The 9985-nt window shown below is 73.4% G+C and carries 12 protein-coding genes and 1 riboswitch; of the genes, 3 read left to right on the top strand and 9 right to left on the bottom strand.

Translation table 11 applies throughout. The features are described from left to right. The 3 genes from AOK09_RS31930 to AOK09_RS31920 all read right to left on the bottom strand — a co-directional run. A partial coding sequence (locus tag AOK09_RS31930; protein ID WP_157876117.1) for an ABC transporter ATP-binding protein occupies positions 1-429 on the bottom strand: 429 nt, incomplete at its 3' end. A 27-nt stretch (positions 430-456) separates the two neighbouring features. After that, positions 457-1485, bottom strand: a complete 1029-nt coding sequence (locus tag AOK09_RS31925; protein ID WP_055590712.1) for a FecCD family ABC transporter permease — start codon at positions 1483-1485, stop codon at positions 457-459. Continuing rightward, positions 1482-2519, bottom strand: a complete 1038-nt coding sequence (locus AOK09_RS31920; protein ID WP_055590711.1) for a FecCD family ABC transporter permease — start codon at positions 2517-2519, stop codon at positions 1482-1484. The genes AOK09_RS31925 and AOK09_RS31920 overlap by 4 nt, the downstream gene beginning before the upstream one ends. A gap of 74 nt (positions 2520-2593) precedes the next feature. On the opposite strand from AOK09_RS31920, the gene AOK09_RS31915 reads away from it, so the two are divergent. Continuing rightward, positions 2594-3649, top strand: a complete 1056-nt coding sequence (locus AOK09_RS31915; protein ID WP_055590710.1) for an ABC transporter substrate-binding protein — start codon at positions 2594-2596, stop codon at positions 3647-3649. A gap of 2 nt (positions 3650-3651) precedes the next feature. Here AOK09_RS31915 and AOK09_RS31910 read toward each other — a convergent pair whose 3' ends face one another. From AOK09_RS31910 to AOK09_RS42740, 5 genes are all read right to left on the bottom strand, one after another. After that, a complete protein-coding gene (locus tag AOK09_RS31910; RefSeq protein ID WP_157876116.1) occupies positions 3652-4800 on the bottom strand; it encodes a ParB N-terminal domain-containing protein in 1149 nt (382 codons plus the stop codon). Positions 4801-4939: 139 nt separating this feature from the next. Beyond that, a complete protein-coding gene (locus AOK09_RS31905; RefSeq protein ID WP_055590708.1) occupies positions 4940-5215 on the bottom strand; it encodes a hypothetical protein in 276 nt (91 codons plus the stop codon). Then, entirely contained in the window at positions 5212-5571 is a 360-nt protein-coding gene (locus AOK09_RS31900; protein ID WP_245687581.1) for a hypothetical protein, read from the bottom strand. The genes AOK09_RS31905 and AOK09_RS31900 overlap by 4 nt, the downstream gene beginning before the upstream one ends. Before the next feature lie 250 nt (positions 5572-5821). Beyond that, complete coding sequence (locus tag AOK09_RS42745) at positions 5822-5950, bottom strand: DUF397 domain-containing protein (protein ID WP_245687580.1); 129 nt, start codon at positions 5948-5950, stop codon at positions 5822-5824. Beyond that, the gene (locus AOK09_RS42740; RefSeq protein ID WP_245687579.1) at positions 5907-6854 is read right to left on the bottom strand and encodes a helix-turn-helix domain-containing protein; all 948 of its coding nucleotides are present in this window, start codon (positions 6852-6854) and stop codon (positions 5907-5909) included. Before AOK09_RS42740 ends, AOK09_RS42745 begins: the two co-directional genes overlap by 44 nt. 126 nt (positions 6855-6980) lie before the next feature. Between AOK09_RS42740 and AOK09_RS31890 the strand changes: the two genes are divergently transcribed. Next, positions 6981-7412 carry an ATP-binding protein gene (locus AOK09_RS31890; RefSeq protein WP_079063595.1) on the top strand — a complete coding sequence of 144 codons (432 nt, stop codon included), beginning with the start codon at positions 6981-6983 and terminating at the stop codon, positions 7410-7412. Positions 7413-7435: 23 nt separating this feature from the next. Here the strand turns inward: AOK09_RS31890 and AOK09_RS31885 are convergent, their stop codons facing one another. Continuing rightward, positions 7436-8710, bottom strand: a complete 1275-nt coding sequence (locus tag AOK09_RS31885) for a serine hydroxymethyltransferase (RefSeq protein WP_055590706.1) — start codon at positions 8708-8710, stop codon at positions 7436-7438. A 39-nt stretch (positions 8711-8749) separates the two neighbouring features. After that, a riboswitch (ZMP/ZTP riboswitch) is annotated at positions 8750-8841 on the bottom strand. Between the two features lie 102 nt (positions 8842-8943). On the opposite strand from AOK09_RS31885, the gene rocD reads away from it, so the two are divergent. Next, on the top strand, positions 8944-9985 hold a 1042-nt coding region (gene rocD / locus AOK09_RS31880; protein ID WP_055590705.1), incomplete at its 3' end, for an ornithine--oxo-acid transaminase.

Raw genomic sequence — 9985 nt, 5'->3', positions numbered from 1 at the left:
GCCGGAGAGCTGCTCCACCTCCCGGTCGGCGAGCCCGGTGACGCCGGTGGCGGCCATCGACTCGGCGACCACCCGCTCGTCCTCTGCCGACCACTGCCGCAGCAGGCGCTGGTGGGGGTGGCGGCCGCGGGCGACGAGTTCGGCGACGGTGATGCCGTCGGGGGCGACCGACGACTGGGGCAGCAGGCCGAGGGTCCGGGCGACCTGCCGGGCGGGCAGGCCGGCGATGTCCCGGCCGTCCAGCAGGACGCTTCCGGCGGCGGGCCGGAGCATCCGGGCGAGGGCGCGCAGCAGGGTGGACTTGCCGCAGGCGTTGGGGCCGACAATGACGGTGAAGGAGTGGTCGGGCACCTCGACGGTGAGGTCCTCGGCGACGGTCCGCCGGTCGTAGGCGAGGGTGAGGCCGGTGCCGCTCAGCCGGGTCGTCATCACTGCTCCAGGGGGGGTGCGGGTGGGTCATATCCGGCCTCTGCTGCGCTGGGCGGCGAGCAGCCAGACCAGGTAGGCGCCGCCGAGGGCGCCGGTGACCACGCCGACGGGCAGCTGGTGTCCGGGGATCAGCCGCTGGGCGGCCCAGTCGGCGACGGCGGTGAGGGCGGCGCCCATGCAGGCGGCGGGGAGGAGGCCCGGGCCGGGCGCGGCGGTGAGCCGCCTGGCCAGCTGGGGTGCGGTGAGCGCGACGAAGGCGACCGGTCCGGCGGTGGCCGCGGCGAAGGCGGCCAGCAGGACGGCGGCGCCCAGCAGGGTCAGCCGTACCCGCTCCACCGGGATGCCGAGGCCGTACGCGGTGTCGTCGCCCATCTCCATCATCCGCAGCGCCCGGCCGCAGCCGGCCAGCACCACGGGCGCCAGCACGGCGGTGGCGACGAGCAGCGGCAGCAGGTCGAACCAGCCGCGGCCGTCGAGGCTGCCGGTGAGCCAGAGCACCGCACGGGCGGCGTCCATCAGCTGTCCGCGGGTCAGCAGAAAGCCGTTGACGCCGGTGAGGACGGCCGAGACGGCGATGCCCACCAGGACCAGGCGCTGTCCCTGGACGCCCTGCCGCCAGGCCAGGGCGTAGATCAGCGCCCCGGTGAGCAGGCCGCCGGCGACGGCGCCGCCGGCCAGTGCGAGGGTGCCGCCGCCGGTGACGACCACGGCGAGGGCACCGGCCGCGGAGCCCTGGGTGAAGCCCAGCAGGTCGGGGCTGCCCAGCGGGTTGCGCACCAGGGACTGGAAGACCGCGCCGGAGAGTCCCAGCGCCGCGCCGACCAGCAGTGCGGCGACCGCTCTGGGCAGCCGCAGCTGGTTGACGACGAAGTCCTGGGTGGCGGTGCCGCCGCCGGCGGCCGTGCGCAGCACCTCGGCGATGCTCATCGGGTAGTCGCCGCTGCCGACGGTGTGCAGGGCGACGGCGACGGCCACCAGGGCGCAGCCGGCCGCCGCTGCGACCGCCCGGAGGCGTACGGGCAGGCTGACGGCCGTCCCCAGACGGAGGACCCTCATGCCGCGGCCGCCTTTCCCCGCCGGACCAGGTGGAGGAAGAGCAGTCCGCCGAGGACCGCGGTGACGGTCCCGACCTGGAGTTCGCCCGGCCTGCCCAGCACCCGGCCGAGGACGTCGGAGCCGAGCAGCAGCACGGGGGCGAGCAGGGCGCAGTACGGCAGCAGCCGGCGCAGGTCGGGGCCGGTGAGCGCGCGTACCAGGTGGGGGACCAGCAGGCCGACGAAGACCACGGGCCCGCAGGCGGCGGTGGCGGAGCCGCAGAGCAGGGTCACCGCCGCGATGGCGGCGGCGCGGACCAGGCCGGGGCGGGCGCCGAGCGCCCGCGCCTGGTCGTCGCCGAGGGCGAGGGCGTTGAGGGGGCGGGCCAGGGCGAGGGCGGCGGCGGTGCCGACGGCGATGAACGGCAGCACCGCGGTCACGGTGGAGGGCTGGGCGGCGGCCAGGGAGCCGACCGTCCAGAAGCGCATCCGGTCGAGCGAGGAGGTGTCGGTGAGCATCACCGCGTCGACGTAGGAGTAGAGGGTGGCGTTGAGGGCGGCTCCGGCGAGCGCCAGCCGGGCCGGGGTGGCGCCGCGTCCGCCGCCGACGGCGTGGACCAGGGTCGCCACGGCTGCGGAGCCGAGCAGGGCGAACCACACCCAGCCGCCGGGGGTGGAGACCCCGAGGAAGGCGGTGGCGGTGGCCACCGCCGCGGCGGCGCCCGCGTTGATGCCGAGCAGCCCGGGGTCGGCGAGCGGGTTGCGGGTGAGTGCCTGCATCACTCCGCCGGCCAGGCCCAGGGCGACTCCTGCGGCCAGGCCGAGCAGGGTGCGGGGCAGGCGCATCCGGTGGACGACGGTGTAGTCGGCGGATCCGCTGTCGAGGAGGCCGTGCCAGACCCCGGCGGGGGACAGGGGTCTGGCGCCGACTCCGATGCTCAGCACCAGGACGGCCAGCAGCGCCAGCAGTGCGGCGAGCAGGCCGAGCGCGGCGGGGCGGCCGCGGACCTGCGGCACCGTCCGGGCCGGGGCGCGGGGTGACGTGGTGACAGGCATGTGCGCTCTCCAAGGAACTTAGGTTAGGTTAACCTAACATCCACTCCCGGCCGGTCCGCACGAAAGGCTTCGTCATGCCTCACCCCCTCTCCCGCCGCGGTCTGCTGGCCGCCGGCGGCGCCCTCGGAGCCGGCGCCCTGCTCAGCGCCTGCGGCAGCACGGGAACCACACGGACGACGGGAGCAAAGGCGCCTGACGCCTCATCAGCAGCGCCCGGCACGGCGAACGGCCCCTGGTCGTACACCGACGACCGCGGGACGAAGGTCACCGCCCGCACCACCCCCCGGCGCATCGTCGCCTTCACCGGCACCGCCGCCGCCCTGGTCGACCTCGGCCTCCAGGACCGCATCGTCGGCGTCTTCGGCGAGACCATCCGGCAGGACGGCTCCCCCTCCGCCCAGGCCGGCGACCTCGACGTGCGGAAGGTGACCGTGCTCGGCAACGTCTGGGGCGAGTTCGGCATCGAGAAGTACGCCGCCCTCAACCCCGAGCTGCTGGTCACCCACACCTACGACGCCAAGGCGCCCGGCCTCTGGTACGTCCCGGACGAGAGCCGCGACCGGATACTCAAGCTGGCCCCCGCAGTCGCCGTCGACGTCGGCCACGCCTCGCTGCCGGTACCCATCCAGCGCTATGCCGACCTCGCCCGGTCTCTGGGCGCCGATCTGACCGCCAAGCGGGTCACCGACGCCAGGACCCGCTTCGAGCAGGCCGCCGAGACCGTGCGCCGGGCCGCGAAGGCCAGCGGCGGGCTGAAGGTGATGGCCTGTTCGGGAAGCGCCGACATCCTCTATGTCTCCAAGCCCGCCTCAGCCGCCGACCTTCGCTACTTCACCGAGCTGGGCGTGCGGTTCGTCGTCCCGGAGAAGACCGACGGCGGCGACTACTACGAGAGCCTCAGCTGGGAGAACGCCGGCAAGTACCACGCCGACCTGCTCCTGCTGGACAGCCGCAGCACCTCCCTGCAGCCCGGGGACCTCGCCTCCAAGCCCGCCTGGAACGACCTCCCGGCCGTCAGGGCGGGCCAGATCGCCGGCTGGGACGCCGTGCCGCGCTTCTCCTGGGCGGGTTCGGCACCGCTGCTGGAGAACCTGGCCAAGGCCCTCAGCGGCGCCCGCAGGCTCGGCTGACCTCAGCGGGACTCCGCCGCCGCCCGGTGGTGGGCCAGGTCCGGCACCAGCTCCGGCGCCGGGGCCGGCCCGGTCGTCACGATCCGGAACTCCCGGACGGTGACCGGGCACCCCTGGCCCACCAGCCCGGCGAGGGCGGCCAGCCGGTGGTTGCCGTCCAGCACCAGCCGACGGCCGCCGGGCAGGGCCCAGGTCGCGAGCACCAGCTCGATGCGCCGCCCGTCGGACTGGGCGTAGCGGCTGCGGATCGCCTCGACCCGCGCCCGGCGGTCCTCCGACAGGCAGCCGAGCCCCTCCGCCAGCCCCGCGAACCCCAACGGGACGGCGTCGCCATGGTCGTACGCCACCTCGGCGCCGTCCGCGGTGTACCAGGGCGCCGCGAACGCGTCGAGCTCGGCGGTCCCCCCGTAGGGCTGGAGATCGATGGTCAGCGCCCGTACCTCCGCCGCTCCCGCGGCCACCAGCGCGGCCAGGCGATCCCAGTCGAGAGCCACCCTGATGCGGTCGGGCCCCCGGGTGAAGTGCTCCCGGAACGCCTCGAAGGGGACCCGGTCACCGGGCACGTTCATCAGCGCCTCCGTCGTCGGTCCGATGCTGTCCGTCCATGCCTCGCGGCTCAGAGCCGAGCGGCGGGCACCCGCCTGCGCATGCTCCCGCAGCGCGGCGACCACCCGGCGGAAGGCGGCCCAGTCGTCCGCGGTCCAGTGGAGGTACGCGGTCAGCGAGGTGCGCAGGCCACGCTCCACCTGGGACAGCATCCCGGTCACCGCGCCCAGGTACTCCCGCTGCATCGGCTCCCGGGCGAGCCGGACCAGCGTCAGCCCCGCCCGGGCGTCGTACAGCGCCCGCAGGGTCCGGCCGGGGCGGAGGCCGTCGCGCAGCTCGGCTCCGGCGGACGACAGCATGGCGACCTTCTCGGTCAGCTCCAGGTCCGCCAGCGCCTCCTGGATCATCGTCTGGCGCCGCGCCAGCAGGATGCCCACGCCCACCGGGGTGACACCGCCCAGAACCACATTGGTGACCCAGTCGGACACCGTCCACGCCTCGTCCACCCCGACGAGCGCCAGATCGAGCAGCACAGCCACCACCGGCAGCACCAGTAACGGCCAGTAGTTCCACCAGAACCCGCGTAACCGCCGCCTTGTCACCACACCGCCGACTGTCCCAGCGGAGGGCCTTCGCCGGAAAGCCGTCGGCCCGCGGTTCAGCGGTCTTCAGCCGCTGTCAGCCCAACTCGCCGGACTTCACGGCGGCCATGAACGCCGCCCAGGCGGAGACGAAGGCCCGCACTCAGACCGCGCCGTGATCGGGCCAGCACTGGACCCGGACGACAAGGACCTGGAACAGACGCCGATGTTCCAGGTACCAGACGATCAGACGCCCCTCGGCATGGTCGAGCAGCGGGGAGACACCAGGCTCCTCGGCCGGGGGCTCACCGAGGTACCTGACGGCCGCTGCGTCCGCGAGCCTGCGGGCCAGCAGGTCGACCTGTGCGCGGATTCCGGGGCTCAGACCGCCCACGACCTGCTCGGGATCGGGCATGTACTCCCAGTCCCACTCCGTCACGCAGCCACCTCGCGGGATGCCTCGGCCAGGAGAGTGCTGATGGCGACGGATGCCCGCTGCACTTCCGCGCGATCGGTCGACCGCGCGACGGCCTCCTCCAGTTGCCGCAACCTGGCGGCCCTCGCTGGATAACGCCGGAGTGCCACGAAGACCCCCCAGCGGTGGAGGAAGGTGTGCATGGGCACGGTGCTGTCGGTCTGCACCGCTTCCTGCCACGCTCCATGGAACTCGCGCTCGAAACGCACCGCCTCCGCGAGGTCGATCGTGGCGACGGCCACACGCAGGGCGCCTTCGGTCAGCGGCGGCATGGGAAACAGCGCCTCGTGTTCACCGTGATGTGCTGGCTCTGCGCTCACCGGGCTCGCTCTCCTTCGGTCATCCGATGGCCGTCCGGAGCGATGCGCTCCTGCCGACCGTCCCAGTGTGCCGCAGGCCACCGACAGCCCGGCCGAACGCTCGGCAACATGACGCCCGGAACACCCGGCGGCCCCCGCAGCAGATCGGCCCGGCGGCGCCTGTGCCCGCATGACGTCCGCCCAGCGCTGGGCCGCACGTCCTCGGAGCAGTACCGGCAGGACGGAGCGGCTCAGCTGCGCGCAGCCGCTGTCAGCCCAGCTCGCCCGACTTCACGGCGGCCGTGAACGCCGCCCATGCGGAGGACCGGAAGACCAGCGCCGGGCCCTGCGGGTCCTTACTGTCCCGCACCGGAACGACGCCGGGGAATCCTGGGGCCACCTCGACGCACTCGCCGCCGTTGTCCCCGCTGTAGCTGCTCTTGCGCCATGCTGCGGCGCCCAAGTCGTGCTTCGTCATGGTGGCCGTACCCCTCCATCAGGCTGGTGATCAGGATCATCGACTCATGGACCGTCAGGCACTGCGCTCTGAGCACATCATAGGCGCGCTCATGCCTTGCGATCACTGCCGGATCGTCCCCGAAGTGGCCCCGGTCGAGGCTCTCCGAGTACGCCCATCGATGGCCGTCCGGAAGGGTCAGCATGGTCATGGACGTGTTGGGCCGCCTCAGTTCCGGCCGGTCGAAGGGCGCCACCTGAAGCACGATGTTGGGACGCCGGGCGATCTCCAGCAGGTGCCCCAGCTGCCCGCGCATCACTGCGGCCCCGCCCACGTTCATCCGGATCGCGCTCTCGTCCAGGACGACCACGAGAGAAGCCGAGTCGTCCACCAGGAAGCGTCGCTGCCTGCTCATCCGGGCGGCGACCCGCTCCTCGGCCCCCTCGGCCCCGCCTCGGGAGAAGAGCGCCCGCGCATAGTCCTCGGTCTGCAACAGGCCGGAGATCCGGGCGAGTTGGAACTGCCGGATCGTGACGGCCTCCGCCTCCATGTCCGCGTACCGCTGGAACCAGTCCGGGTGCTCCACCTCCGCGTACCAGTCCACCTGGGCCCAGAGCCTGGTCATCAGGCCGCCGGTGCCCAGGACCCGGTCGCAGCCCTCGGCGAAGCCCCGTTGCGGGACCCGGCCGCCCCGCTCGATGCGGCAGACCAGCGACGGGTCGACATGGAGCAGCCTGGCCAGCTCACCCTGCGAGTAGGACCTGGCCTCGCGGGCGTGGCGCAGTTCCGCCCCGAAGAGGGCGGCCGGGTTGCCGGCCGATCCGCGTTCGGTCCGTCGACGGGCCACAGACCCACCCCCTGTTGACAGTGCCGTCTGGCAATGGCTCACCACTCGTCACCGTAGTCACGATCCGCAATGCTTGGTGACTGAACGAAGCGATTTCATCGCTGTGAGTAGTCGGGAGCGCTTGTCATGGCTGATCCTCAGGTCGCCATCACGCCGAAGGGCGAGGCGGAGTGGTGGTTCGCCCGGCATCCGGTGTCGGCAAGGTCGGCACGGCGGATGCTGCGGTACTTCCTGGCGATCCATGAGTCGCCGCAGTACCGGGACGCAGCAGAGCTGGTGGTGGGCGAACTGGTCGCCAACGCGGTACGGCACGCCCGGGTGTCGCCGGGCCGGGAGATCTGCGTCCGCTTCGCGATCGACCCCGGGCGGCTGCGCGTCGAGGTCTCCGACGCGGACGGGGCCGCCCTCCCCCGGCGGCGGGAGGCGGACGAGGAGGCGGAGTCGGGCAGGGGGCTGGCCGTGCTGGACGCGCTGGCCGAGGCCTGGGGCTGCGAGCCCCGCGCCTGCGGTGTCGGCAAGACGGTCTGGGCGACGCTCGGCCCCGGCCGGCGCGGCTGAACGGCCGGCCGGGGCAGCCGGGGTCAGACGAGCGGCAGCCCGGGGGCCGGGTAGGCGTCCATCAGCGCCTTGACCTCGGCCCGGACCTTGACGACCGTCTCCTCGTCGCCGCCGCGGGCGGCGGTGACCACCCGGTCGATCCACTCGGCGACGGTGGCCATCTCGGACTCGGGAACGCCCCGCGAGGTCAGCGAGGGGGTGCCGATACGGATGCCGGAGGGGTCGAAGGGCTTGCGGGTGTCGTAGGGGACGGTGTTGTAGTTGACCACGACGCCCGCCCGGTCCAGGGCCTTGGCGGCGACCTTGCCGGGGACGTCGCGGCCGGTGAGGTCGATCAGCAGCAGATGGTTGTCGGTGCCGCCGGAGACCAGGTCGAAGCCGCGGGCGGCCAGCTGCTCGCCCAGCGCCCGGGCGTTGGCGACGACCTGGTGGGCGTAGCCGCCGAACTCCGGCGTGGCGGCCTCGCGCAGGGCGACGGCGATGGCGGCGGTGGTCTGGTTGTGCGGACCGCCCTGGAGGCCGGGGAAGACGGCCCGGTCCACCGCGCGGGCGTGCTCCTGGCGGCACATCAGCATGGCGCCGCGCGGACCGCGCAGGGTCTTGTGGGTGGTGGTGGAGACGACGTCGGCGTGCGGCACCGGGGAGGGGTGGGCGCCCCCGGCGATCAGCCCGGCGATGTGGGCGATGTCGGCGACCAGGACGGCGCCCACCTCCCGGGCGATCTCCGCGAACCCGGCGAAGTCGATCACCCGGGGGACGGCGGTGCCGCCGCAGAAGATCAGCTTGGGCCGCTCCGCCAGTGCCAGGTCCCGCACCTCGTCCAGGTCGATGCGGCCGGTGTCCCTGCGCACGCCGTACTGCACGCCGCGGAACCAGGTGCCGGTGGCGGAGACGCCCCAGCCGTGGGTGAGGTGGCCGCCCATCGGGAGCGACATGCCGAGCACGGTGTCACCGGGCTGCAGGAACGCCAGGTAGACGGCGAGGTTGGCGGGGGAGCCCGAGTACGGCTGGACATTGGCGTGGTCGACGCCGAAGAGGGCCTTGGCCCGGTCGATCGCCAGCGACTCGACCTGGTCGATGTTCTGCTGGCCCTCGTAGTAGCGCTTGCCCGCGTAGCCCTCGGAGTACTTGTTCTGCAGCACCGTGCCGGAGGCCTCCAGCACGGCCTGCGAGACGTAGTTCTCGCTGGGGATCAGCCGCAGGGTGTCGGCCTGGAGCCGTTCCTCGGCGCCGATCAGTGCGGCGAGCTCGGGGTCGGCTGCGGCAAGGGCGGGGTGGCGGTCATGGAGTGCGGTCATCGCGTGTCTCCCGGGTCGGTCGTGCGGTACGACTGCTGACCCGGGTGCCCAGGCGGACGGCGTCCCGGAGGTGCTGCTGAGCCGCTTCCCCGTGGTCGTTTCCACGCAGTTCGCCAGTCGCGGCACCGGCCATTCTAGCGGCGGGCGCCCGGGGGGACGGGAGAACACGGCCCGGCCGGGGAAGTACCAGAACAAGACACCCACCCGGTCAACGGCGACCCACGGAGACGAACATGAGCGAACGGCCGACCCTCAGTGCCGCCCTGGTCGCGGCAGCCGACGCCCACAGCGCCCACAACTACCATCCGCTGCCGGTGGTGGTCGCCGAGGCCGAGGGCGCCTGGATGACCGATGTGGAGGGCCGCCGCTACCTCGATCTGCTGGCGGGCTACTCGGCGCTCAACTTCGGGCACCGCCACCCCCGGCTGGTGGCCGCCGCCGCGGCGCAGCTGGAGCGGGTCACCCTCACCTCACGCGCCTTCCACCACGACCGCTTCGCCGCCTTCTGCGCCGACCTCGCCGAGCTGTGCGGCATGGAGGCGGTGCTGCCGATGAACACCGGCGCGGAGGCGGTGGAGACGGCGGTGAAGACCGCCCGGCTGTGGGGCTACAAGGTCAAGGGGGTACCGGCGGGCGAGGCGCGGATCGTGGTCGCGGCGGGCAACTTCCACGGCCGCACCACAACCGTGGTCTCCTTCTCCACCGACCCGGAGGCCCGGGACGGCTTCGGGCCGTTCACCCCCGGCTTCGACGTGGTCCCGTACGGGGACCGGGCGGCCCTGGAGGCGGCGGTGGGCGACCGTACGGTCGCGGTGCTGCTGGAGCCGATCCAGGGCGAGGCCGGGGTGCTGGTGCCGCCGCCGGGCTATCTGGCCGCCGCCCGGGAGATCACCCGGCGCAGCGGGGCGCTGCTGATCGCGGACGAGGTGCAGTCGGGTCTGGGGCGCACCGGGCGGACGTTCGCCTGTGAGCACGAGGGGGTCCAGCCGGACGTCTATGTGCTGGGCAAGGCGCTGGGCGGCGGCATCGTGCCGGTGTCCGCGGTGGTCTCCTCGCGGGCCGTCCTGGATGTCTTCACCCCGGGCAGCCACGGCTCCACCTTCGGCGGCAATCCGCTGGCGTGCGCGGTGGCGTCGGAGGTGGTGGCGATGCTGCGCACCGGGGAGTACCAGCAGCGGTCGGCCGAGCTGGGCGAGTATCTGCACGGCGAGCTGGCCGAGCTGGCGGCGTCGGGCGTGGTGCGGGCGGTGCGGGGGCTGTCGCTATTACACATCT

The sequence above is a fragment of the Peterkaempfera griseoplana genome (assembly GCF_001418575.1).
Taxonomy (GTDB): Bacteria; Actinomycetota; Actinomycetes; order Streptomycetales; family Streptomycetaceae; genus Peterkaempfera; species Peterkaempfera griseoplana.
Note: the sequence above shows the minus strand (reverse complement) of the source record. Positions and strands in the feature narration are given on the sequence as shown.

Excerpts from the sequence above, each read along its gene's own strand:
- AOK09_RS31920 (WP_055590711.1), bottom strand. The coding sequence starts at position 2,519 with ATGCCTGTCACCACGTCACCCCGCGCCCCGGCCCGGACGGTGCCGCAG.
- AOK09_RS31890 (WP_079063595.1), top strand. The coding sequence starts at position 6,981 with ATGGCTGATCCTCAGGTCGCCATCACGCCGAAGGGCGAGGCGGAGTGG.
- AOK09_RS31885 (WP_055590706.1), bottom strand. The coding sequence starts at position 8,710 with ATGACCGCACTCCATGACCGCCACCCCGCCCTTGCCGCAGCCGACCCC.
- AOK09_RS31925 (WP_055590712.1), bottom strand. The coding sequence starts at position 1,485 with ATGAGGGTCCTCCGTCTGGGGACGGCCGTCAGCCTGCCCGTACGCCTC.
- AOK09_RS31915 (WP_055590710.1), top strand. The coding sequence starts at position 2,594 with ATGCCTCACCCCCTCTCCCGCCGCGGTCTGCTGGCCGCCGGCGGCGCC.